This window comes from Streptomyces sp. NPDC057137 (assembly GCF_042670825.1).
Taxonomy (GTDB): Bacteria; Actinomycetota; Actinomycetes; order Streptomycetales; family Streptomycetaceae; genus Streptomyces.
The window spans coordinates 30,463-54,105 of sequence record NZ_JBHUUW010000038.1 but is presented as its reverse complement, the minus strand read 5'-3'; the positions used below and the strand labels follow the sequence as shown (position 1 = coordinate 54,105).

At 70.6% G+C, this 23,643-nt stretch carries 24 protein-coding genes; 13 read left to right on the top strand and 11 right to left on the bottom strand.

The features are described from left to right. Positions 1-79 precede the first annotated feature (79 nt). The gene (locus ACFT9I_RS26195; RefSeq protein ID WP_382568059.1) at positions 80-538 is read right to left on the bottom strand and encodes an ATP-binding protein; all 459 of its coding nucleotides are present in this window, start codon (positions 536-538) and stop codon (positions 80-82) included. A 196-nt stretch (positions 539-734) separates the two neighbouring features. Between ACFT9I_RS26195 and ACFT9I_RS26190 the strand changes: the two genes are divergently transcribed. Then, positions 735-1,310, top strand: a complete 576-nt coding sequence (locus ACFT9I_RS26190) for a TerD family protein (protein ID WP_381948723.1) — start codon at positions 735-737, stop codon at positions 1,308-1,310. 222 nt (positions 1,311-1,532) lie between these two features. Next, entirely contained in the window at positions 1,533-3,092 is a 1,560-nt protein-coding gene (locus ACFT9I_RS26185; protein WP_382568057.1) for a glycosyl hydrolase family 65 protein, read from the top strand. A 49-nt stretch (positions 3,093-3,141) separates the two neighbouring features. On the opposite strand, the gene ACFT9I_RS26180 is transcribed toward ACFT9I_RS26185, so the two are convergent. Further along, a complete protein-coding gene (locus ACFT9I_RS26180; protein WP_382568055.1) occupies positions 3,142-4,155 on the bottom strand; it encodes a zinc-binding dehydrogenase in 1,014 nt (337 codons plus the stop codon). Positions 4,156-4,246: 91 nt separating this feature from the next. On the opposite strand from ACFT9I_RS26180, the gene ACFT9I_RS26175 reads away from it, so the two are divergent. After that, a complete protein-coding gene (locus ACFT9I_RS26175) occupies positions 4,247-5,962 on the top strand; it encodes an IlvD/Edd family dehydratase (RefSeq protein WP_382568053.1) in 1,716 nt (571 codons plus the stop codon). Positions 5,963-5,991: 29 nt separating this feature from the next. Here the strand turns inward: ACFT9I_RS26175 and ACFT9I_RS26170 are convergent, their stop codons facing one another. Continuing rightward, positions 5,992-6,972, bottom strand: a complete 981-nt coding sequence (locus ACFT9I_RS26170) for a YihY/virulence factor BrkB family protein (protein ID WP_382568051.1) — start codon at positions 6,970-6,972, stop codon at positions 5,992-5,994. 133 nt (positions 6,973-7,105) lie between these two features. On the opposite strand from ACFT9I_RS26170, the gene ACFT9I_RS26165 reads away from it, so the two are divergent. Then, positions 7,106-7,516, top strand: a complete 411-nt coding sequence (locus ACFT9I_RS26165) for a cold shock domain-containing protein (protein WP_382568049.1) — start codon at positions 7,106-7,108, stop codon at positions 7,514-7,516. A 66-nt stretch (positions 7,517-7,582) separates the two neighbouring features. Beyond that, positions 7,583-8,233, top strand: a complete 651-nt coding sequence (locus tag ACFT9I_RS26160; protein WP_382568047.1) for an SIMPL domain-containing protein — start codon at positions 7,583-7,585, stop codon at positions 8,231-8,233. 54 nt (positions 8,234-8,287) lie between these two features. Here the strand turns inward: ACFT9I_RS26160 and efeU are convergent, their stop codons facing one another. From efeU to efeO, 3 genes are all read right to left on the bottom strand, one after another. Then, the gene (efeU, locus tag ACFT9I_RS26155; protein ID WP_382568045.1) at positions 8,288-9,193 is read right to left on the bottom strand and encodes an iron uptake transporter permease EfeU; all 906 of its coding nucleotides are present in this window, start codon (positions 9,191-9,193) and stop codon (positions 8,288-8,290) included. A 94-nt stretch (positions 9,194-9,287) separates the two neighbouring features. Continuing rightward, complete coding sequence (gene efeB / locus ACFT9I_RS26150; RefSeq protein WP_382568043.1) at positions 9,288-10,616, bottom strand: iron uptake transporter deferrochelatase/peroxidase subunit; 1,329 nt, start codon at positions 10,614-10,616, stop codon at positions 9,288-9,290. 10 nt (positions 10,617-10,626) lie between these two features. Further along, entirely contained in the window at positions 10,627-11,778 is a 1,152-nt protein-coding gene (gene efeO, locus ACFT9I_RS26145; protein ID WP_382568041.1) for an iron uptake system protein EfeO, read from the bottom strand. A 199-nt stretch (positions 11,779-11,977) separates the two neighbouring features. On the opposite strand from efeO, the gene ACFT9I_RS26140 reads away from it, so the two are divergent. The 6 genes from ACFT9I_RS26140 (at position 11,978) to ACFT9I_RS26115 (ending at position 16,982) form a co-directional block, all read left to right on the top strand. Beyond that, positions 11,978-12,397 carry a molybdopterin-binding protein gene (locus tag ACFT9I_RS26140; protein WP_382568039.1) on the top strand — a complete coding sequence of 140 codons (420 nt, stop codon included), beginning with the start codon at positions 11,978-11,980 and terminating at the stop codon, positions 12,395-12,397. Between the two features lie 151 nt (positions 12,398-12,548). Continuing rightward, a complete protein-coding gene (locus ACFT9I_RS26135; protein WP_382568037.1) occupies positions 12,549-13,940 on the top strand; it encodes an ABC transporter substrate-binding protein in 1,392 nt (463 codons plus the stop codon). Continuing rightward, complete coding sequence (locus tag ACFT9I_RS26130; protein ID WP_382568035.1) at positions 13,930-14,805, top strand: carbohydrate ABC transporter permease; 876 nt, start codon at positions 13,930-13,932, stop codon at positions 14,803-14,805. The genes ACFT9I_RS26135 and ACFT9I_RS26130 overlap by 11 nt, the downstream gene beginning before the upstream one ends. Further along, positions 14,802-15,713: a carbohydrate ABC transporter permease gene (locus ACFT9I_RS26125; protein ID WP_382568033.1), complete on the top strand. Its 912-nt coding sequence runs from the start codon at positions 14,802-14,804 to the stop codon at positions 15,711-15,713. Before ACFT9I_RS26130 ends, ACFT9I_RS26125 begins: the two co-directional genes overlap by 4 nt. An 86-nt stretch (positions 15,714-15,799) precedes the next feature. Beyond that, on the top strand, positions 15,800-16,276 hold the full coding sequence (locus ACFT9I_RS26120) for a VOC family protein (RefSeq protein ID WP_382568031.1): 477 nt from the start codon (positions 15,800-15,802) through the stop codon (positions 16,274-16,276). A 295-nt stretch (positions 16,277-16,571) separates the two neighbouring features. Next, complete coding sequence (locus tag ACFT9I_RS26115; RefSeq protein WP_382568029.1) at positions 16,572-16,982, top strand: cytidine deaminase family protein; 411 nt, start codon at positions 16,572-16,574, stop codon at positions 16,980-16,982. A gap of 78 nt (positions 16,983-17,060) precedes the next feature. Here ACFT9I_RS26115 and ACFT9I_RS26110 read toward each other — a convergent pair whose 3' ends face one another. From ACFT9I_RS26110 to ACFT9I_RS26095, 4 genes are read right to left on the bottom strand one after another with little or no spacing between them, the layout of a single operon-like run. Continuing rightward, positions 17,061-18,293, bottom strand: a complete 1,233-nt coding sequence (locus ACFT9I_RS26110; RefSeq protein ID WP_382568026.1) for an ABC transporter permease — start codon at positions 18,291-18,293, stop codon at positions 17,061-17,063. Continuing rightward, complete coding sequence (locus tag ACFT9I_RS26105) at positions 18,290-19,042, bottom strand: ABC transporter ATP-binding protein (protein ID WP_382568025.1); 753 nt, start codon at positions 19,040-19,042, stop codon at positions 18,290-18,292. Before ACFT9I_RS26105 ends, ACFT9I_RS26110 begins: the two co-directional genes overlap by 4 nt. Next, positions 19,039-20,292: a peptidoglycan-binding protein gene (locus tag ACFT9I_RS26100; protein ID WP_382568024.1), complete on the bottom strand. Its 1,254-nt coding sequence runs from the start codon at positions 20,290-20,292 to the stop codon at positions 19,039-19,041. Before ACFT9I_RS26100 ends, ACFT9I_RS26105 begins: the two co-directional genes overlap by 4 nt. After that, positions 20,289-20,843: a hypothetical protein gene (locus ACFT9I_RS26095; protein ID WP_382568023.1), complete on the bottom strand. Its 555-nt coding sequence runs from the start codon at positions 20,841-20,843 to the stop codon at positions 20,289-20,291. Before ACFT9I_RS26095 ends, ACFT9I_RS26100 begins: the two co-directional genes overlap by 4 nt. Before the next feature lie 87 nt (positions 20,844-20,930). Here ACFT9I_RS26095 and ACFT9I_RS26090 point away from each other — a divergent pair, with 87 nt between their 5' ends. Beyond that, positions 20,931-21,584, top strand: a complete 654-nt coding sequence (locus ACFT9I_RS26090; protein WP_382568021.1) for a response regulator transcription factor — start codon at positions 20,931-20,933, stop codon at positions 21,582-21,584. Continuing rightward, positions 21,565-22,851 carry a sensor histidine kinase gene (locus tag ACFT9I_RS26085; protein ID WP_382568020.1) on the top strand — a complete coding sequence of 429 codons (1,287 nt, stop codon included), beginning with the start codon at positions 21,565-21,567 and terminating at the stop codon, positions 22,849-22,851. Before ACFT9I_RS26090 ends, ACFT9I_RS26085 begins: the two co-directional genes overlap by 20 nt. Here ACFT9I_RS26085 and ACFT9I_RS26080 read toward each other — a convergent pair. Continuing rightward, complete coding sequence (locus ACFT9I_RS26080; RefSeq protein ID WP_382568019.1) at positions 22,796-23,512, bottom strand: HAD family hydrolase; 717 nt, start codon at positions 23,510-23,512, stop codon at positions 22,796-22,798. The two genes, ACFT9I_RS26085 and ACFT9I_RS26080, sit on opposite strands and share 56 nt — an antisense overlap. Positions 23,513-23,643: the final 131 nt, after the last annotated feature.

Below are 23,643 nucleotides of genomic sequence, written 5' to 3'. Positions count from 1 at the left end.
CCCTCGGTCACACCCGGCAAACGTGCCCCGCCACGGACCACCCGATCGGCTTCGGCCCGCCGCCCGCCGCCCGGCGGCCCTAGGTCTGGCTGTCGTCCCCCGACGCGAGGCGGACCTTGATGCGCTTGCCCACCGGCTCCCGGCGGACGTCGTACCCCTCACACAGCGAGATGACGATCTCCAGCCCGTGCTGCCCGATCCGGCCGGGCTCGGCGGCGCACGCCACCGGCAGCGTGGAATCGGTGTCCCACACGGTGATCTCCACCGTGTCCCCGTCGAACACCAGATCAAGGAGGCAGGGGCCGGGCGCGTACTTGCACGCGTTGGTCACCAGCTCACTGACGACCAGCTGCGCCGTACCGATCACGCGCGACGGCACCGTCCGGCCCTGATCGGTCCGTACGCCTCCGAGGAAGTCGGCCGTGAAGCGGCGTGCCTCACCGATCATTCCCGATTCCCCGTCGAACACCGCGCCCCGCCTGAGCACCCGGCCCGTGGCCGGGCAGCGGTCCTCGGTCTCTTCCACCCGCTGGTCCATGAGTGCGATCCGTTCCCCGTGGCGGCCCGTAGAAGAGGGCCGGTCCTGCGTTCACACCACCGCCTGCCCCGCTTCAGCCACTCCAGTCCCAACGACGGTCACCGAACCGTACAAGTCTGGTCGATACCGGGACCGTCGGTGGCCCGGTGTTATAGATTTTGATCCACTTTTCAGTCACGAACAGCAGGAGGAGATCGTGGGCGTTTCCCTGGGCAAGGGTGGCAACGTTTCGCTGAGCAAGGAGGCTCCCGGCCTGACCGCCGTGCTCGTCGGCCTCGGCTGGGACGCGCGCAGCACGACCGGTGCGGACTTCGACCTCGACGCGAGCGCGCTGCTGGTGAACAGCGCCGGCCGGGTGCTCTCCGACCAGCACTTCATCTTCTACAACAACCTCAAGAGCCCCGACGGTTCGGTCGAGCACACCGGTGACAACCTCACCGGTGAGGGCGAGGGTGACGACGAGTCGCTGAAGGTCAACCTCGCGGGTGTCCCCGCCGACGTCGACAAGATCGTCTTCCCGGTCTCGATCCACGAGGCCGGTTCGCGCGGGCAGAGCTTCGGCCAGGTCCGTAACGCGTTCATCCGCGTGGTGAACCAGGCCGGTGGCGCCGAACTCGCGCGCTACGACCTCACCGAGGACGCCTCCACCGAGACGGCGATGGTCTTCGGCGAGCTGTACCGGCACGGTGCGGAGTGGAAGTTCCGCGCCGTCGGTCAGGGCTACGCCTCCGGACTGGCCGGTATCGCCGCCGACTTCGGCGTCAACGTCTGAGAACGAGCGCCAAGAGCAGTAAGCCAAGATCAGTAAGCACGAGAACAAGACACGAGAACAAGCACGAGCGGGACGGCGGCGGCCGACGACAGGTCCGCCGCCGCCCGGCTTGAACAACACTGATCCCCCTCCTCGTCGACCCCCTTATTGACAGCCCGTCACGTCGCAGCGAACATCCCCTCCGTGCGAGCGCGTGACAACGGTGTCGATGCGGGAGGCCACATGAGCGCGGACGAGCGACGGCACGGACCGGCACGACGTCACATCCTGCGGGCGGGAGCCGTCACCGCACTGACGGCGGCGGGCCTGGCGTCCGCCGCGGTACCCGGCTTCGCCGCGCCCGGCCGAACAGGCCCCGGACGCCCGCGCATCGAGTTCGGGAGACCCCACGAGGCGCTGCTGGGCAGCGCCTACCGCGCGGCGCTCGACAACCTCCTCGACATCAACACCGTCAGCTACGACCCGGCCGAGTACAACCAGACCGGTCTTATGACCGACCCGCCCGGCGTCTTCATCCGGGCCGGCGGCGGATACGAACAGCCCTGGACCCGCGACGCCTCGGTCAACTCCTGGAACGCGGCGAGCCTGTTGTCGCCCGACGCGGCCCGCAACACGCTCTGGTCGGTCTGCCGCCGACAGGACGACGGCACACTGATCGTGCAGCAGGACAACCAGTGGTGGGACCAGATCATCTGGGCGATCGCCGCCCGCGACCACCATCTGACCACCGGGGACCACGAGTTCGTCACCGACGCCCACCAGGCCGCGCTCAACACGCTGCGCCTGAACCGCGACCGGCACTTCAACGAGGAGTACGGCCTCTTCGAGGGCCCGGCCTTCATGCAGGACGGCATCGCCGGCTACCCGAGCCCGCCCTACGACCCCGCCAACGGCTCGTCGTTCGTCCTCGACCACCCGGACGCGGACACGATGATGTGTCTGTCCACCAACTGCCTCTACTACGCCGCGTATCTGGCCTGCGCCGACATGGCGGAGGTGGTGGGCGACCGGGCCGTGGCCGGTGAACTGCGCGGTTCGGCGGCCCGGTTGCGTACCGCCATCGACTCCCACCTCTGGCGGCCCGAGGCCGACAGCTACGGCTACTTCATCCATGGCGCGGGCGAGCGCGTCGGCCAACTGGAGACGTACCAGGAGGGGAACGGGCTCGCGTTCGCCGTGCTCTGCGGGGTCGCCTCCCCGGGCCAGACGCGCGCGCTGCTCCGCACGACCCACCGCCAGCCGCGCGGCGTGGTCAACGTGTACCCGCACTTCTCGGGCTTCGACGACGAACGGCCGGGCCGCCACAACGTGATCGTCTGGCCGATGACGGTCGGCATGTGGGGGCACGCGGCGGCCGTCGGCGGGCGGATCGACCTCTTCGCGCAGGCGGTCACCGACATCGCCGGCCTTCAGCGGCCGGACGGCCGTTTCTGGGAGATCTACAACGCCGACACCGGTGCGGTGGACGGTGGTTGGCAGAACGAACGGCAGTGGGAGTCGGAGGAGGACCAGACCTGGTCGGCCACCGGCTATCTACGGCTGATCCACCAGGGGCTGTTCGGCATGCGGTTCGGGCGGGGCGGGCTGCGCTTCGCCCCGAGCCTGCCCGCGGGCTGGGGACCCGTGACCCTGCGCGACCTGTCCTACCGGGACATGACGCTGGACATCACGCTCACCGGCTCCGGCAACCGCGTCGCGTCGGCGACGGTGGACGGGCGCCGGACCGACACCGTGCCGGCCGGTCTGCGCGGCCGGCACCAGGTCCGTATCGCACTCGCCTGAGCCCCGGGCCCCGGCCGCCCCCCTCGGCCCCCCCGGCCGTCCCCCCCGCTCACAGTCGAGGGTCGACCTGGATCTTCGGCCCCGGGCCCGCCCCCTCGGGCCGTACACCCGCGAGTACGGCCGCCAGCGACTCCAGCGCTACCGTGCTCGCGACCAGCGGCCGCGGATCGACCGCGCCCGACGCGTAGTGCCCGACGGTGCGGGAGAGGGCGGGCGACGCGCTCAGGACGCCCACGGCGGTGACGTCCTTCAGCGCCAGCGCGCGGGTGTCGATCCGGCTCGGCACGCTCGCCAGACCGATGTACACGACCCGCTTGCCCGGCTCGACCAACTCCAGTGCCCGCGCCGGAAGATGGGCCGCGTTCGACGCGTCGATCACCGCGTCGAAGGGCAGCTCGGGAAGGCCCTCGGCCGTCCACGCGCCATGCGCGCCCACGGAGCGGGCGAAATCCAGCGACGCCCCCGGCAGCCCCTGGACGTGCACCTCCACGCCTCGCGCCAGGGCGAATCGCGCCGCGAGCAGACCGATGGCGCCCGGACCGAGCACCAGCAGCCGGTCGCCGGGGGACAGCGCGGCGGCCTCGACGGCGCGCAGCGCGTTGCCGCCCGGCTCCACCAGCGCGCCGGCCGTCGCGTCCACGCTGTCCGGGAGCGCGTGCAGCGACGAGACCGGAACGGCGACCTGCTCGGCGAGCGCGCCCGGCCGGCCGTGCCGGATGCCCAACTCGTAACGGTCCTCGCACACATGGTGCAACCCGCCGACGCACCGCCGGCAGTGCCCGCAGCCGAGCATCGTGTCCCCGGTGGTGCGCCGGCCCAGCCAGCCGGGCTCGACCCCCTCACCCACGGCCGACACGGTGCCGCACCACTCGTGGCCGATCCGGATCGGATACGTGGCGTGGCCGTCGTGCAGATAGCTCATCTCGCCCGTGTAGAACTCGATGTCGGTGCCGCAGACACCCACCCGGTCGACATCGACGACGACCTCACCTGGCCGGGCGACCGGCGGATCGACGTCCTGAACCTCGCATCGGCCCGGTCCGGTGATGACAAAAGCACGCAAGGCCAACCTCCTGGAAGCGCGGGCCGGACGGCGGGCGGGAGGGCGGGTGCGCTCTTCCACGGTACGGCCCGGGGAAGTTAGGGTGCCAGCCATGCCGGAGCAGCGCAGCTCTCAGTGGTACGCGGGAACCGACCGGAACGCCTACATCCACCGGGCGTGGATGCGCCGGGGACTGCCCGCCCACGCCTTCGACGGCCGCCCGCACATCGCCATCGCCAACACCGCGTCCGACCTGACCCCCTGCAACGCCCACCTCGGCGAGGTCGCCGAGAGCGTCAAGCAGGGCATCTGGGAGGCCGGCGGCGTCCCGATGAATCTCCCGGTCGTCTCCCTCGGCGAGACGCTGGTCAGACCCACCGCCATGCTGTGGCGGAACATGGCGGCGATGGCGACCGAGGAGATGCTGCGGGCCAACCCCATCGACGGGGTCGTACTCCTCGGCGGCTGCGACAAGACCATCCCGTCCCTGCTGATGGCGGCGGCCTCCGTCGATCTGCCGGCCGTGGTGGTGCCCGGCGGTCCGATGCTGACCGGCACGTTCCGCGGCAAGCCGCTGGGCTGCGGCACGGACGTGTGGAAACTCAGCGAGGAGGTACGGGCGGGCACGCTCTCCGAGGAGGAGTTCCTGAGGTCCGAGTCCTCGATGATCCGCAGCCGGGGGCACTGCAACACCATGGGGACCGCGTCCACCATGGCCTGCGTCGCGGAGGCCCTGGGCACCACCGTTCCCGGCGTCGCGGGCATCCCCGCCCCGGACAGCCGACTGCTGGAGAGCGCCCACGGCACGGGACGGCTCGTCGTGGAGATGGTCGCCGAAGGCCGCCGCCCCAGCACCACACTGACCAAGGGGTCCTTCCTCAACGCGATCGTCGCCCTGGCCGCCGTCGGCGGTTCGACCAACGCCGTCGTGCATCTGCTCGCCATCGCCGGGCGGCTCGGTATCGACCTCACGCTCGACGACTTCGACCGCACCGGCGCGGGCGTCCCGCTGCTGGTCGACCTCCAGCCCGCCGGACGGCACCTCATGGAGGACTTCCACCGGGCCGGGGGCCTGCTCGCCGTCCTGCACGAGGTGCGGGACCTGCTCGATCCGGCGGCGCTCACCGTCACCGGCAGGCCACTGGTCGACCACCTCGACGGGGCGCGGATCTGGGACGACTCCGTCATCCACCGGCGTACGGAGCCGCTGCAGGCCGACGCGGGGATCGCCGTGCTGCGCGGGAACCTGGCCCCGTCCGGTGCCGTCATCAAGCCCGCCGCGGCGTCGCCCGAACTGCTGAACCACCGGGGCCGGGCGGTCGTCTTCGACAGCATCGAGGACATGCACGCACGCATCGACGACCCGGATCTCGACGTGGACGCGACGTCCGTGCTGGTGCTCCGGGGCTGCGGCCCCAAGGGCTATCCCGGAATGCCCGAGGTGGCGAACCTGCCGCTGCCCACCAAGCTGCTGGAGCAGGGCGTACGCGACATGGTGCGGATCTGCGACGGGCGGATGAGCGGGACGGCGTACGGCACGGTCGTGCTGCATGTCGCTCCCGAGGCCGCGGCGGGCGGCCCGCTGGGACTCGTACGCACGGGGGACTGGATCGAGCTGGACGTCGCGGGGCGCCGCCTGGACGTGGACGTACCGGCGGCGGAGCTCGAACTACGCCGCCCCGCCCAGGAGATGACCGGCGCCTTCGCCGCTCCGGCACGCGGCTGGGAACGTCTCTATGTCGACCATGTCATGCAGGCCGACACCGGAGTCGACCTCGACTTCCTCGTCGGGTCGAGCGGCCACGAGGTGTCGCGCGAGTCGCACTGAGCGGCAAGACCCCCTGGCTTCAGCCCCGCTCAGACGTGGTCCGGATCGCCCCCGTGGCCCGGATCGGGATGGACCGGATCGTGCTGTCCGGCGCGCGCGGACTCCAGCTGCGCGGCCAGCGACAGACCGAGGAAGAGCGAGATGCCCGCCAGGTTGGACCAGAGCAACAGCGCGACGAACGCCGTCAGCGGCCCGTACACCGAGCCGAACGATCCGCTGAACCCGACGTAGAGAGTGAGCAGCCACGTCGCGCCCACCCACAGCAGCAGATGCACGGCGGAGCCGAACGCCAGCCATGTGTACCCCGGTTGGTCGCGGCGCGGTGCCCGGCGGAACAGAACGGCCGAGGCCAGCCACGTCAGCAGGATGCCCACCGGAATCCGCAGCCACCCCCAGGCGTCCTGCGCCGCCCCGCCCCAGTGGAACGTGTCCGCGAGCGCGCTGCCGACTGCCTTGCCGCCCACCAGGACGAGGAACCCGCCGATCAGCGGCAGCCCGGCCGCCACCACGAGTACGAGTGCGCGCGCGTACTTCGCGAGGAACGGGCGGTCCCGCTCCACCCCGTAGATCCGGTTCGCCCCGCGCTCGATCTGCGCCATGGCCGACGCGAGATTCAGCGTCGCGAACCCCAGCCCGAGCCAGACGGCCAGCTCACCCCCGGGACCGGAACCGGCCCCCTCCTCGGCACGGCCCAGCGAGGTCCGGATCAGATCCGCGCTGGGGCCGGGTGCTATTCGGGTGAGCGTCAACTCGACGACACGGCCGACACTCTCCGTATGCAGGGACGTCGCGACGCCGACCAGCGCGATGCTGAACGGCACCAGCGCCAGGACGAACTGGAAGGCGAGCGCCCTCGCGATGCTGAACCCGTCCGCGTAACGGAACCGCAGGAACGCGTCGGTCAGCAGTTTGCGCCCGCCGTACGTGCGCAGCGCCGCCCACGCCTCGTCGCCGGAAAGCTCTTCCCCGATCATGTCCCGGGTCTGCGGTACCCGCACCACGGTGCCCATCGCGCCCCCGACTCATGTTTATCTGCTGGGAACGGATTCTCGCAGGCCGGTGTATATGAGAGGTTGCCCGGGGGTTCGCTGTGGATCCCCGCAGAGGTAGCCGAGGTAGCGGTAGGCCGTGGAGGTAGGGGCTGTGTTGCAGGTAGGTCGAGTGCTGAGGTTCGACGAGGTGCGCGGGTACGGGTTCATCGTCCCGAGCGAGGGGGACGAGGACGTGTTCATGCACGCCAACGATCTGCTGGACGAGAAGTATCAGTACAAGGCGGGCAGCGAGGTCGAGTATTACCTGGAGATGGGGGACAAGGGCCCCAAGGCGTCACAGATTCGGCTGGTGAACGCGCCCGCGCCGAAGGGGAGTTCGTCGGGCATGGGGCCGGTGGATCCGCACGGCGACTACTCGGACGTGCTGTCCACGGTCGAGCTGCGGAACGAGCTGACCGAGGCGCTGCTCCAGGCGGACGGATCCCTGACGGGCGATCAGATCAAGCGGGCGCGGTCGTCCGTGATCGAGCTGGCGCGCTCGCACGGCTGGCTGGAGTCCTGAGCGGGGCTCCTCCCGGGTCCGTTGCGCGTCCGTCGGGTTGATCGCCGGCCTGGTTGGATGAGCGGCATGAACGGTACTCAGTCCATAGACGCCCCCTGGGGCATATCGGTGTTCGGCGCGGCCAGTGTGGACGCCCCGCCGGACCTCGCCCGGCTCCGGGTGGCGATCGAGCAGACCCGGCAGAAGCCGGGCGAGGCGTTCGAGGTCACCCGGGGCGGGGTCAACCAGATCCGGGAGGTGCTGCGCGGCCACGGGATCCCCGACACCGCCGTGTCTACGTCCCGGCTGGGTCTCAAGTCCACGTGGAGCTACGGCAACGAGCGCAAGTTCCTGGGTTACGAGTGCACCGCCTCGTTCGTGATCGAACTGCGTGAACTCGACATCCTGGAGACCGTGCTCATCGATGTCGTCGAGGCCGGGGCGAACCAGGTCGACGGTGTCGAGTTCGACGTGCGGACGAAGAAGGAGCTGCGCGCCCGGGCGCGCACGGCCGCGGTGGCCGCCGCACAGGAGAAGGCGGCGCTGTACGCGGAGGCCGCCGGGGTCCGACTCGGTCCGGTCATCCACATCAAGGACGTGGACTCCGAGAACATGCGCAACAGCTACCGCAGCCACAGCAGCAGCGGTGGTGGGGACGGGGGCGACGGCGACCTGACCCCCGGCAAGGTCAGCGTCTCGGCGGGCGTCGTCATCGGCTTCTCGGTCATCGGGGGCTGATCGATCCGTCCTCCCCCCCCCGGAGCCGGACTACGGCGTGAACTGCGGCGTGAACTACGGCGCCTTCGAGGCCGGCTCCGAGGAAGACTTCTGGGCCGGTTCCGAGGAGGACTCCGGGGAGGGCTTCGGGGGCGCCGCCGGAGCGGGGCGCCCCGACTTCCCGCGCTGCGGCGCGAGGAAGAAGAGCATCGTCGGGATCAGATACAGCGCCCACACCGTCACCTGGACGACGGTCGGATCGGGCTGGAAGTTGAACACGCCCTTGAGCAGGGTGCCGTACCAACTGTCCGGCGGGACCGTGCTGGTGATGTCGAACGCCTTGTTCTGCAGCCCGCCCAGGAAGCGCGCCTCCTGAAGGTCGTGCACCCCGTACGCGAGAACGCCCGCCGCCACGATCACCAGCATCGAGCCGGTCCAGGTGAAGAACTTCGCCAGGTTGATCTTCAGCGCACCCCGGTAGAACAGCCAGCCCAGCACGAGCGCGGTGGCGATCCCCAGCAGCACACCGACCAGCGGACCCGACCGGCCCTCGCCGCCGGCCCGCACCGACGCCCACACGAACAGCGCCGTCTCCAGCCCCTCCCGGCCCACGGCCAGCAGCGCGGTCGCGACCAGCGCGCCCGTACCCATCTGCAACGCCGCGTCGAGCTTGCCGTGCAGCTCGCTCCTGAGATGCCGCGCCGTACGCCGCATCCAGAAGATCATCCAGGTCACCAGGCCCACCGCGATGATCGACAGCGACCCGCCGAGCAGTTCCTGCGCCTCGAACGTCAGCTCCTGGGAGCCGAATTCGAGCGCGGCGCCGAAGGCCAGCGAGATGGTGCAGGCGATGCCGATGCCGAGCCATACGGGCCGCAGCGCGTCGCGGCGGTCGGTCTTGACCAGATACGCGACGAGGATGCAGACGACCAGGCTGGCCTCCAGCCCCTCGCGCAGACCGATCAGATAGTTGCCGAACATGCCGGCCGTCCTTCCGCCGATGTCACTGTGCGTGTCACGGGAGTGCGGGTCACGAAAGTGCGCGTCATGAGAACGCGAGTCACGAGAACGCGGGTCACGAGAACAGCTCCCGACCCCACCAGTCGTCCTTGTCCCGGACGCCCGGCGGTACGGCGAAGACCGCCGAACCCACGTGCTGGATGTACTCGTTGAGCGCGTCCGCGCGCGACAGACTCCGCTGTACGGGGATGAACGCCTCCCGCACGTCGTGCTGGTACGCGAGGAAGAACAGACCCGCGTCGAGACGGCCGAGTCCGTCCGTACCGTCGGTGTAGGAGTAGCCACGGCGCAGCATCCGGGCCCCGCCGTTGGAGTCGGGGTGCGCGAGGCGTACGTGCGAGGTCGGCAGCATCGACTTGAGGAACGGTTCGTCGTGCTCCTTGGCCTTGCCGACCGCCGCGCCCTCACCCTTGTCCCGTCCGAAGACGTCCTCCTGCTCCTGGAGGGAGGTACGGTCCCAGGGCTCGATCCGCATCGCGATCCGGCGGGCCACCAGATAGGAGCCGCCGGCCATCCAGGCGGGTCCCGCCTTGGGGGACACCCACACGTGCCGGTCGAGCGCGGCCGTGTCGGTGCCCGCGACGTTGCGGGTGCCGTCCTTGAAGCCGAAGAGATTGCGCGGGGTCTGCGCGTCGGGCGTGGTGGACGAGGTCTTGCCGAAGCCGAGCTGCGACCAGCGGACGGCGATCCGGCCGAAGCCGATCCGCGCGAGGTTACGGATGGCGTGCACCGCGACCTGCGGATCGTCGGCGCAGGCCTGGACGCACAGGTCGCCGCCGCTGCGCGCCGGGTCGAGATTGTCGCCGGGGAACTTCGGCAGGTCGACCAGCGCCTCGGGCCTGCGGCCGGCCAGGCCGAAGCGGTCCTCTCGGCCCTTGCCGGCCGCCGTGAAGAGAGACGGTCCGAAGCCGATGGTGAGCGTCAGCCGGGACGGCTTGAGGCCGACGGCCTCACCCGTGTCGTCCGGCGGTGCCTCCGGCAGCCCGCCGAACGCCCCTTCGCCGACCGCGCGCCCCTCGGTCATCAACGCGGCCGCGGCGGTCCAGTCCTTGAGGAGCTGGATCAGCTCCGCCCGGTCCTTGGTGGTGACGTCGAAGGCCGCGAAGTGCAGGCGGTCGGGGACGGCGGTGGCGATACCGGCCTGGTGCGCGCCGTGGAACGGGACGGCCGCGCCCGCCGACCCGGCGGGCTCCGTCCCCTCCGTGCCGCGCAGCGCGACGGCCGTACCGCCGGCCACGGCGGCGCCGAGCGCGAGCCCCGCACCGCCCCAGCCGATCACCGAACGGCGTGATGGCGCACGGCTTTCCTCGGCCGCGGCGGTCTCGTCGGTCGCGTCAGCCGGGTCGCTCGGGGCGTCGGAGTTGGAGTCGGTCTTGTCGGACATGTCCGCGCCGCTACTTCACGACCGCGGCGGCGAGCTTCGACAGCGGCTCGGCCAGCGCGTTCACCGCGTCGGACAGCTCCTTGCGCTCCGCCTTGCCGACCTTGTCGTACGACGTGAACACGTAACTCGTCTTGTCCTCGCGGTACTTGTCGAGCAGCGTGTTCAACGCGGCGAACTGCGTGTCCAGTTCGCCGGTCAGCGCCGCGTCGTTCTTCGACGCCACCGGCTTCAGCAGCGCGTACGACTTCTCGGCGCCCTCGACGTTGGCCTTGAAGTCGACGAGGTCGGTGTGGCTGTACCGCTCCTCCTCGCCGGTGACCTTGCCGCTGGCGACCTCGTCGAGCAGCTCCTTGGCGCCGTTCGCCATGGACGTCGGGGTGATCTCCGCCGTACCGACCTTCTTCTGCCAGACGGTCAGGTCCGTGATCAGCTGATCGGCGAGTTCCTTGTCGCGCGGGGTGATCTTCTTGTCCTGCCACAGCGCCTTCTCCAGGCGGTGCCAGCCGGTCCAGTCCGTCTCGGGGTCCTGACCCTCTTCGAGGCCGTCCGCGCGCAGGTCCACCTTCGGGTCGATGTCACCGAAGGACTCGGCCACCGGCTCGGTGCGCTCCCAGCCGATGCGGGAGTCCGCGTACGCCCGCTTCGCGGCCTCGATGTCACCGGACTTCACGGCCTCCGCGAACACCTTCGCCTTCGGCAGTGTCTCCTCCGCCTGCTCCAGCGTGTACTGGCGGTACGCCGCGACCGCCGCGTCCAGCTTGGGGTCCCGCTTCGCGGTCCTGCCGCCGCCGGTGGCCTTGACCTGCTGCCGGATGCCCTTGCCCTTCATGCCCGGCTTGCAGGCGATCTCGTAGTCGCCGGCCTTGATCTCCGCGGTGATGTTCGCCTTCGTGCCCGCACCGATGTTCTCGCGCTCGGTGACGATCCGGTCGTCGGGGAACAGGACGTAGACCTCGGTGACCTTCGAGCCCTTGTTCTCCACGGCCAGTTGGAGGTGACCGGCGGGGAACTCCTTCTTCGACACCTCGCAGGAGGTGTCGGTCGCCGTGACCTCGATCGCCCCGTCACCTCCGGCGTCGCTCTTCTCGGCGCACGCCGTGACGGTGGTGAGGGCGGCCACCGCCGCGACGGCGGTGACCAAGGAGAGACGGACGGGGCGCATGAGGGCTCCAGCGGCTGAGGACAGTGTTCGTCGCGGCCCCGGAATGAGGCGAGCCTAAGTTAGCCCGGCCTTACTCGTGAGAAATCAGAGCAAATTCTCAGATACAGGCGTCAATGGGTAGTTAGCCTTTACTCATCCTTTTGAATGGCCTCACTCCTGTCCGCTCCACGCCCCCCACCAGCGAGAGGCCGAACCTCACATGCAGCTGAGCATCCGCAACCAGATCCCCGGCACCGTCACCGGTGTCACCCCCGGGGAGGTCATGGCCACGGTCAAGGTCCATCTGTCGGGCGGGCAGGACATCACCGCCGCCATCACCCTGGAGGCCGTCCAGGATCTCGGTATCGGGGTGGGCTCCGCGGTGCGTGTGCTGGCCAAGGCGACCGAGGTCTCCCTGGCCACCGGGCCGATCGAGGGGCTGAGCATCCGCAACCGGCTGTCCGGCACGCTGATCGAGATCGTGCTCGGCGCCAACCTGGCGAACGTCAAGGTGGCCGTGGACGACGCCGAACTGACCGCCGTGATCACCAGGGAAGCCGTGGAGGAGCTGGGGCTCACTCCCGGTACCGGGGTCACCGCGCTGATCAAGTCGACGGAGATCTCCCTCGCCACGGACTGACCGGACGGCTGTGCTGACCTGCCGTCCTGCCGTCCCGTCCTGCCCGGCTGACCGAATCTCCGCTCGTCCGGGGCCGTCCGGGTGCGGGACGCTTGTCGGCGCGCCCGCACCCGGCGTTCCTCGCCCCCCGTCCCCCACCGGAGAGGCATCCATGGCGGCCACCGAACGAGGCGCGGCGCGCCGAGGCATCGTCCCCGCCACCCTCGTCCGCTCCCTCGCCCCCGTCCTCTCCGTGCTGCTCGGCGCCTGTGGCGCCCTCACCCCGGGCAGCGGTTACGACGCGAACACCGGCCGGCCCAGAGCCGTACCCTCGTCCACGGCCGTACCCGACGAGGACATCACGCTCCGGCTGAACTTCGCGGACGCGCCGGTGATGGTCGACGCGCTCGCCGCCGCCTTCGAGAAGAGGCACCCACGTATCGATGTACGGCCGGAGTACACGCAGTTCGCGGACTACGTGAAGAGTCTCAAGCTCACGATGACCTCGGACACCGCGCCCGACATCGCGCAGTACGCGGTAGGGATGGACGCCCTCGCGCACCGCGGCGACATTCTCGATCTGGCGCCCTACCGGGACGCGTACGGCTGGCGGAAGGAGTTCCCCGCGGCGAATCTGGCTCAGCTCACCGCCGGTGGAGGTGACGATTCGTCAGGTCGCGCGGCCGGTCGCTCGGCTGGTCACCAGCCGCTGTACGGCGTGCCCGTCGGACTGTCCATGACGGGGCTGTACTACAACAGGAAACTGGCCGCGACGGCGGGCATCAGCCGTCCGCCGCGAACGCTCAAGGAGTTCGAGGGGCAACTGGCGGCGGCGAAGAGGGCCGGTCTGACGCCCATGAGCCTCGGCGCGCTCGACTCCGGCGGTCTGCATCTCTGGGCGGCGCTCGTCAACGTCATGATGCCGCCCGAGGAGTACCGGGCCTGGGTGGACGGACGTGACGGAGCCACCATCGAGACCGAAGGCGCCCTGAAAGCAGCCGAGTTGGTGGCCGAGTGGGCGGCGGAGGGATACTTCGACCCATCCGCCAACGGTACGGCGCAGGTCGATTCCACCGCGCACTTCACCCGTGACGAGAGCGTCTTCCTGATCAACGGGAACTGGGCGGCTGGCCAACTGGTGGGCGCCATGGGGGAGAACGTCGGCTTCTTCCCCATGCCCGGTCCCGTCGAATCCGCCCGGTCCGTGGCCTCCGGCTTCAGCGTCGCCTACTCCGTCTCCGCGCGTACCCGGCACCCGGAAGCGGCCGGGGCGTTCCTCGACTTCATGGCCTCGCCCGAGGCCGCCTCGATCGTCGCGGCCAACGGATTCCTCCCACCGGACCCGGACGCCGTGCCCGACCAGAAGGGCGTACTGGGTCAAGTGGCCGCCGCGCACCGGCGCGTGGTCGCCGACGACGGAACGAACCAGTTCCCCGACTTCACCGCCCCGTCCATGCTCGACCGGCTCCGCTCCGGCGTACAGAGACTCATCGCCGACCGCACCGGACCGGCGGAGTTCCTGGACGAGATCCAGGACGTCTGGGAGGCGCACCATGAGAAGTAGCCACCGGCGCGGGACGATGCGGGGCTATCTCTACGTACTGCCCGCTCTCGCCGTCTACGTGGTCTTCGCGGTGCTTCCGGCGCTCCACACCGCCTATCTGTCGCTCTTCGACTGGGACGGCATCACCCTCGGCAGCTGGGTGGGGCTCGACAACTACCGCGAGGTCTTCCGGAACCCCGTACTGCTGCGGTCCCTCGTCAACGCCCTCACGCTGGTGGTCTTCTTCTCCTTCGCCCCCATCGCGATCGGTTTGCTGACGACCGCCCTCCTGGCCCGGTACCGGCGGCCGGGCATGGGGATCTACCGCGTCCTGTTCATGCTTCCGCAGATCGTGCCGCTCGTCGCCGTCGGCGTGACCTGGCGCTGGCTGTACGGGGACGACGGGCTGGTGAACGAGACGCTGCGCGCCGTCGGGCTCGACGGGATCACCCGCGCGTGGCTCGGTGACTTCGACACCGCTCTGATCGCTGTGGGGCTCGTCGGCACCTGGGTGCTGAGCGGGCTGTGCATGATGCTCTTCCTGAGCGGGGTCCACAAGGTGGACCCCACCCTCTACGAGGCGGCGCGGCTCGACGGCGCCGGACCGGTACGGGAGTTCGTCTCCGTCACGCTGCCGCAGCTGCGCGGCGAGTTGGCCGTCGCCCTGACCGTGACGATGGTGGCCGCGCTCGCCAGCTTCGACATCGTGTACGTCACGACGAACGGCGGCCCCGGCGAACAGACCACCGTGCCCGGCCTGTTGGTGTACCGGCTGGCCTTCTCGGACGGCGACGTGGGTCTCGCGTCGGCGCTGGGTGTGGTGCTGAGCTGTCTGATCCTCGGGCTCGTCTATGTCGTCAACAGGCTTGCGAGGTACGAGACATGACGACCGGGAACATGACCGCCGCGAAGAGGCCGGCCGCGAGGAGGCCGGCCGGAAACGGGACGACCACGGCCAGGGCCGCCGCGAACAGGACGTCGCGTACGGAGCGTTGGTCCGGCTACGCGCTCCTGACCGTCATGGCGATCGCCGTCGTCGTCCCCTTCCTGAGCGTCTTCCTCGCCTCCCTCCGGCCCGCCGGCGAGCCGGTCACCGGGTTGGCGTGGCCCGAGGAGTGGAGCCTCGCCAACTACCGGCAGGCCTGGAGCGTGGCCGGTTTCTCGGATCTGATCCGGTCGAGCCTGGTCATCGCGGTCGGAGTCGTACCCGCGTCACTGGTCCTCGCGACCCTGGCCGGATACGCGCTGGGCACGATGAAGCTGCCCGGCGGCAACGCGGTGGCGGCGTTCTTCGTCGCCGGCCTCACCATCCCGGTCGAGCTGATCGTGGTGCCGCTCTACTTCGACCTGCGCGCCGTGGGGCTCACCAACACCTACCTCGGCGTCATCCTGGTGGAGATCGCGCTGTTCATGCCGTTCAGCGTGTTCTGGATGCGGACCCACTTCCGCTCCACACCGCCGTCGCTGGTGGAGGCGGCGCGGATCGACGGAGCCTCGTCCGCCACGATCCTGCTCCGCGTGCTGCTCCCGCTGGCCCGCCCGTCGCTCATGACCCTCGGGGTCCTGGTCTTCATGTGGTCCTGGAACCAGTTCCTGCTGGTCCTGGTGCTCATCCAGGACGCGACCATGCGTACGGCCCCGGCGGGCCTCGGCTTCTTCGTGGGCCAGAACAACACCGACGTACCGACGCTGGCGGCCGGAACGGTCATCGTGATGCTGCCGATCATGATCGTCTACCTGCTGTTCCAGCGCAGCTTCGTGACCGGGCTGCTCCAGGGAGCGACGAAGGGCTGAGACGGCTCCTGCTGCGATGAGTTTCGGCCGGTGCGAGAGTCAGAAGAGGAAGAGGCAGCGAACCGCGACGACACCGGGAGACAGCCATGCCGAGGATCACCCCCAATCTCTGGTTCGACGGGCAGGCCGAGCAGGCCGCCGAGTTCTACATCGGGATCTTCCCGAACTCCAGGATCACCGGCATCACCCACTACGGCGAAGCCGGTCCCGGGCCGGCCGGCACGGTGCTCACCGTCGACTTCGAGCTCGACGGATTCCGCTACACCGGGATCAACGGCGGCCCGCAGTTCACCTTCGACGAGGCCATCTCGTTCCTGATCGAGTGCGCGGACCAGGAGGAGGTCGACCACTACTGGTACAAGCTCTCCGCAGGTGGCGAGGAGGGCCCCTGCGGCTGGCTGAAGGACAAGTACGGCCTGTCCTGGCAGGTCGCGCCCGGCGGGATGAACGAGCTGCTGAACGACCCCGACCAGGAACGTGCCCAGCGGGCGATGAAGGCCATGCTCGGCATGAAGAAGATCGATCTCGCCGCTCTGCGCGCGGCGGCCGACGGCACCGCCTGATACGCACCACCTCCAGGTGCTCGAAGCGTGCGGGCTGGTCCGGTCCGAGAAGGTCGGCCGGGCGCGCACCTGCCGCATCGAGCCCGCGGGGCTGCGGATGGCCGAGGGCTGGATCGGACGGCAGCTTCCTCGACGGGTACGAGAAGCCGGAGTGGCGCGAGCACGGCACCGGCGAATGGCTCGGCGCGCTGGACGCGTACCTGGCCCGGACCTGGCCCGGACCTGACCCGGACCTGACCCGGACCTGACCTGTACGGACGCGGGCGGGGTGCGGGGCGACGTAGCGTTTCGTCGCGTGAAGATTCCCTCGAACAGCGAATTGATCGACACCGCACAGGCGGTGCTCCACCCGCACCGGGTGGGCGACCGCCTCTTCGGCGATGTGGCGGCCACCCTTGTCACGGACTCGGGGGCGCTCTACTCCGGCGTGTGCATCGACACCGGCTGCGGGACGGGATTCTGCGCGGAGCACGCGGCGATCGCCGCCATGGTGACGGCCCGCGAATACCGGATCCTCAAAGCCGTCGCAGTGTGGCGGAACGAGGAAGGAGCCCTGCACGTACTGCCGCCGTGCGGCCGATGCCGGGAGTTCGTCCGGCAGATCGACCCGGCCAACATCGACGCGGAGGTGGTCCTGGGCCGGAACACCTCGGCGAGTCTGCGTGAGCTGCTGCCCGCCAACGAATGGCCTCAGCCGCTTGACTGACCGCGCCTGACTGACCACATCGGCCGGGCCGGGCCGAGTCGTGCGACTCGGCCCGGCCCGAACGGTGTTGACGGTGACTCAGGACGCGGCCAGCGCCTCCGTCGGTGGCAGGCGGGCGGCGCGTACGGCGGGGTAGAAGCCCGCCAGGCCGCCGATCACCAGCGTCGCCGCGACACCGCCGGCCATCGCCCACAACGGCACCACCGTCGGCCAGCCCTGATATCCCGCGTAGCCGGTGGTGACACCGATGCCCAGCAGGACACCGCCGATCCCGCCGAGCGCGGAAAGCAGCAGCGACTCGCAGAGGAACTGCGTACGGATCTGCCCCCGCGTCGCGCCGAGTGACCGCCGCAGCCCGATCTCGGCCCTGCGCTCCAGCACGGAGATCACCATGGTGTTGGCGACCCCGACGCCCCCGACCAGCAGCGCTACCGCGCCCAGGCCCAGCAGCAGACCGGACAGCGCGTCGTCCGTCGCCTGCTTCGCCGCCAGCGCGTCGGACGGCCGGGAGACCTCCACCTCGTTCGGACTGCGCGGGTTGGCCGTGGCGCCGAGCACGCTCTGTACGTCCTCGACGGCCGTCTCCTGTGCCCGGGTGTAGACGGTCGTCGGATGGCCGTCGAAACCGAGGACGTCCTCCGCCGCCGGCCAGCCGACGAGGGCGGCGGCGTCGAGTTCCGGGGCCAGCTCGTTCGGCGCCAGCAGCCCCACGACGGTGAACCACCGCTCGCCCAGCCAGACTTGGGACTCCGGGCCGGCCTCCAGGATGCCGAGATGCCGGGCCGCCTTGGCGCCGAGCACCGTCGACGGGTACTGGTCGTTCGCCGCGTTGAGCCAGCGGCCGTCCACGACGTCCGTCCGTACCGTCTTCGTCAGATCGATTCGGGCGGCGAACACGCCGATGCCGCCCGTCTGTTCCTTCGGGATGTGGTCGGTCCGATAGACGGCCGCCTCGGTGCGGCCGATCGCCGAGACCGACTCCACACCGTCGGTCGCCGCGATCATCCCGACCGACTCGTCGGGCAGAGACGCCTGGTCGCCGCCGAAGGACTGCCCGGGGCCGACGGTGAGGAGATTGGTGCCGAGCGCCGCCATCCTCCGGTTCAACTCCTCCTGACTGGAGGTGGAGATGCCCACGACGCCGATCATCGCCGCGATTCCGATGGCGATGCCGAGCGCGGAGAGAAACACCCGCATGGGGCGCGAGCGCAGGCCCGAACCGCCGACCCGTACGACATCGGCGGCGCCGAGCCGGGCGGGGCGCGGGCGGGCGGGCGCGGGACGTGGGGGAGCCGCCGTACTCGTACTCATACGCCGACCCCTCGCCGTACATGATCGCTCGTGGCCGTGGCCGTGGCCGTGGTCGCGTACGTGCCCGCCGCCACGGCCGAGTCGTGCTCGACCCGGCCGTCCTTGAGCCGTACCTCGCGCGGCAGCGAGGCGGCGATGTCCCGGTCGTGGGTGATGACCACGACCGTCGTCCCGGCCCGGTGCAGCTCGTGCAGCAACTCCATCACCACCGCCCCGGACTTCGAGTCCAGCGCGCCCGTCGGCTCGTCCGCGAGCAGTAGCGGCGGATCTCCCAGCACCGCGCGGGCGATCGCCACCCGCTGCTTCTCACCGCCGGACAGCTGATGCGGTTCGTTGTGCAGCCGGTGCCCCAGACCCACCCGGCGCAGGGCGCGTTCGGCCAGCCCGCGCCGTTCCCCGCGCGAACGGCCGCTGTAGAGCAGTCCGTCGGCGACGGAGTCCAACGCCGGTACGCCGGGGGCGAGATGGAAGGACTGGAACACGAAGCCGATGGACTGGGCGCGCAGCGCGGACAGTTCGCGGTCGGACAGCTCCGCCACGGGATGCCCGTCGATGCGCACCGTGCCGGCCGACGGGCGGGCGAGCGTGCCCATGATGTTCAGCAGGGTGGACTTGCCGGAGCCGGACGGGCCGACGATGCCCAGCAACTCGCCCTGTTCGATGACGAGTTCGGCGTCGGCGAGCGCGGCGACCTCTCCGTACGTCTTGGAGACACTCGTCAGCTCAACGACGGGCCAGGCCGGCGTCACTGGGGCACCCCCACGCGCAGGCCCTCGGTGATGCCCGTGCCGGACACCTCGACCAGACCGTCCGCGAACAGGCCCAGCTCCACCGGACGGTTCTCGACACCGTCGTCGGTGATCGCCTGCACGGCGTAGCCGCCGCCCTGACGGGCGATCAGCGCGTTGACCGGCACGGCGAGTACGTTCGCGCGGCTCTCCGCGCTCAGCGTCACATCGACCGGCGCCGCCTGGTAACGCCCCAGCTTCTTCTGGTCCTTGACGGTCAGTTCGACCGGCAGGGTGGCGTCCTCGGCGCTCGCGTCCTGGCCGTTGTCGGAGGGCGCGGCGGTGGCCGCGGCGCCGATGTCGGTCACCTTCGCGGCGACGACGGTGCCGTCGGGGAGCGTCACCGTGGCCTTCGTACCGTCCTTGACGAGGCCCTCGAAGCGCACCTCCAGATCGACGGTGACCACGCGTCCGGTGCCGGTCCAGGTGAGAACCTCACCGGTCAGGGCACCACCCCGCGTGGCCTTGACCTCGGCGACGCGCCGCGCGCCGGGCGCCACCACCGCGTCGTCGGGTGTCACCTCGCCGGTCTCCTCCCGGTCCAGGTCCTCCTGCCAGGCCCTTACGGCGTCGGCGGTCGTGCCGGTGAACTCCTCGTCCACCGTGAAGCCGGTGTGGCCGAGCGCGGCGAGGTTGCGCTCCAGCATCAGGACGTCCTTGCCCTCGGAGCCGACGTCGAGAGTGCGGTACAGCGGGGTGGACCCGTACAGCAGGACGGACTTGCGTTCGTCCGCGCTGTAGACGGGCTCGCCGCGCTCGATCTCGTCGCCCACGTCCGGCAGCCAGGTCAGGGTCCCGGAGCCGGTGTCAGAGCCGCTGTTGGCGCCGCCGGCCGTCGACCCCTGAGTGCCGGAACCACCTCCGGTGGCCGGGGCCTGTACGGTCGTCGCGTCCCCGTACCCGAGCGCGCCGTCCACGGTCTCGCTGCGGGTGAGCGTGGTCTTCTCCACCGTCGCCGATTTCGCCGGCCGGGAGGGTGCGGCCGCGGCGGACTCCCCGCCGTCGCCGCCCAGTACGCCCGTCGCGCCGACGCCACCGGCGGCGACCACCGTCAGAGCGGCCAAGGTGATGAGCGAGGCGCGCAGCGGACGGCGCCTGGGGCCGTCGTGCTCGGCGGTCGCGTCGGGCCGGATGTCGGCGGAGTCGTCCGGAGGTTGGATGTCCGCGGAGCCGTCCGGCGGCGTGCCGTCGGCCGGGTGCTGGGAGGTCACGAGCCGCCGCCCCGCTTCATCATGACGCCGCCGCCGGGGAACTTGTCGCGGCAACTGTCCATGGCCTTCTGGAAGGTGGAGTCGTCGGGGTTCATCCCCGCGGCCATGGTGATCTCCATGGAACCGCCGTTGATCTTCGGGTCGGCGAACTCGGGTACGCCGTTCTCGCGTATGCACTCGGCCCACGCGGCGACCTTCGTCGAGTCGAGCGCGCCGCCGCTGCCGCCCGCACCCTGCGGCGACAGCTCCACACAAGCCTCCTGTGCCTTCTTGAACTCCGGCGACTCGGGGTCCACACCGCTGCTCGGATCGAGCCTGATACCGCCGCCCTCACTGGGATCGGGGAACTTCGTCACCCCGTTCTCCCGCATGCACTTGGCGTACGCGAGAGTCCGCTCCTCGGGGCTGGTGGGGGAGGCGTCCGGCCCGGAGCCGGTGTCGGCCGACGAGGACGAGCCGTCGTCGGAGCAGCCCGTGAGGAGCACTCCGGCGAGCAGCAGGGGGACGAGGGGAAGGATGCGCGCACTCTTGCGCCTGGATGAGTAGGTCATGGCGCAACATCTATCGACCGGGCGGTTACACGGCGGGAACGCACGCTGTTATGTCGCTGTAACCCCTGGTCCTGCATGCTGTGTGACATGCGCGTACTGATCGTCGAGGACCACCGGGAGCTGGCCGAGACCGTGGGCGCCGGCCTGCGGCAGGACGGCATGGCCGTCGATCTCGCCCACGACGGACCACAGGCTCTCGATATGACGGCGGTGTACGAGTACGACGTCGTCGTACTCGACCGCGACCTGCCCGGACTCCACGGCGACGACGTCTGCCGCGCCCTGGTGGCGCGCGGCGGCCGGTCCCGCGTACTGATGCTGACCGCCTCGGCCACCATCGAGGACCGGGTCGACGGCCTCGGCATCGGCGCCGACGACTATCTGCCGAAGCCGTTCGCCTTCGCCGAACTGATAGCGCGCGTACGGGCGTTGGCGCGCCGCGCCCAGCCGGCCGTACCACCGGTTCTCACCCACGGCGATCTCTCGCTGGACGCGAGCCGGCGCACCGCGCGGCGCGGCGGACGCCGTCTCGAACTGTCACCCAAGGAACTCGCCGTACTCGAACTGCTGTTGGCGGCCCAGGGCGGCGTCGTCTCCGCCGAACAACTCCTGGAGCGCGCCTGGGACCAGGCGGCCGACCCCTTCACCAACACGGTCAAGGTCACGGTCAGCAGGCTCCGCCGCAAGCTGGGCGAGCCGCCGGTGATCGAGACGGTGCCGCATGCCGGCTACCGCATCTGAGCGGGCGCGCCCAACGCGGCGCCCCCTGCGAGTCCGGCGTCCGGGCCAAGTCCGGCGCCCGCGCTCGCCGTTCTGCCGGATCCGGTGGACGGCCCGGCTCCGCCTCACCCTCCTCTACGGCGCGCTCTTCCTCCTCTCGGGGGCCGCGCTCCTCGCCATCACGTACTTCCTCGTCGCGAGCGGCGGCAAGCCCCGCGTCTTCCTCCTCGGCAGCGGCATGGAAGGCGGGCCACCCCTCGACAGCGAGGCGATACGCCACGCCATGAGGAGAGACGCAGACCGGCAACGGCAAGCGACACTCGACCAGTTGCTCGTCCAGTCCGGGGTGGCCCTCGCGTTGATGTCCGCCGTCTCCGTCGTACTCGGCTGGCTCACCGCCGGCCGCGTACTGCGCCCGGTGCGGACCATGACCGAGAAGGCCCGCCGTATCTCCGAACGCAACCTGCACGAACGGCTCGCCGTCACCGGCCCCGCCGACGAACTCAAGGACCTCGGCGACACGTTCGACAGTCTGCTCGCCCGCCTCGACAGCGCCTTCGACGCGCAGAAGCGCTTCGTCGCCAACGCCTCGCACGAGCTGCGCACCCCGCTCACCCTCCAACGCGCCCTGATCGAGGTCGCGTTGTCCAACCCGACGGCGGACGCGCGGTCGCTGCGCACCGTGTGCGAGAGGGTGCTGGCGGCGGGGGAGCAGCAGGAACGTCTCATCGAGGCGCTGCTGACGCTGGCCCGCAGCCAGCGCGGCCTGGAGAGACGGCGGCCGACCGATCTCGCGCCCGTCGTCGCCGACGCGCTGCGGGCCGCGCCGCCCGACGGAGTACGGATCGAGCGGTCACTCGCACCGGCGTGGACGCCGGGAGAGCCACGGCTGGTGGAGCGGCTGGTCACCAACCTCGTGGACAACGCACTGCGCCACAACGACGGCGGTGCCGACGCGTGGGTGCGGGTGAGCACGGGCACGGAGGGCGGGCGGCCGGTGCTCCGCGTGATCAACAGCGGACCGGTCATCCCGGCCGACCGTGTCGAGACGCTGTTCCAGCCCTTCCAGCGGTACGCGTCCCGGGCGGGCGGCCCGGACGGTCTCGGCCTCGGCCTGTCCATCGTGGCGGCGGTCGCCACCGCGCACGGCGCGGAGCTGACCGCCGTACCGGGACCGGAGGGTGGGCTGGACATCGCCGTGGCGTTCCGGGCCCTCCCACGGACCCGCGTGCCTACTCCCGGCCCTGCTCCGTCCCGGTCAGCCAGCCGTAGGCCGCCCGCGCCGTGAACTCACCCTGCCCACGCGCGAACAGCAGCTCCGCCCCGCGAAACGCCGGATCGTCGGCGGTACCCGCCACGTACGGAACGGCGATGCACCGCATCCCGGCCGCCCGCGCCGCCGCCACGCCCGGTGCCGCGTCCTCCAGCACCACACAGTCCGCCGGGTCGGCGCCGAGGCGCCGCGCCGCCTCCAGGAAGACATCGGGCGCGGGCTTGCCGTGCGGGACCTCCTCGGCGGAGACGACGAGCGTGAAGTACGGTTCCAGCCCCGTGCCGCCGAGCACGGCCTCGATCGCGGCGCGGGACGAGCCGGAGGCCACCGCCATCGGCACCCCCTGCGCGTACAACTGCTCCACGAACTTCCGCATCTCCGGAAAGACCTCGGTGGAGGCGCGCGCCAGCTCCAGATAGAGACGGTCCTTCACCGCGAGCAACTCGTCGACCGGGTCCTCGATCCCGTACTCCGCGCGCAGCGCCTCCAGCGTCTCGCGGGTGCTGATGCCGATGTACCGGGTGTGGTGCTCCCAGCTGAAGTCGTCCACGCCGTGCCGCGCGAGCAGTCGCCGCCCGGCCTGGTAGTAGTTCGGCTCGCTGTCCACGAGGGTGCCGTCGAGATCGAAGACGACGGAGAGGGCGGCGGAGGCGGAGGGGGTGCGCGCGGTGCTCATGGCTCCCAGCATGCCAACCCCGCCGCCATCCGTCCCGGTCAGGCGCCCGGGCGCCGGCTCGTGGCGACCATCTCGGCGGGCGGGGCCGACAGGCGCTTGGCCTCGTCCGTCCACTCGGCCGCGGCGTCCTC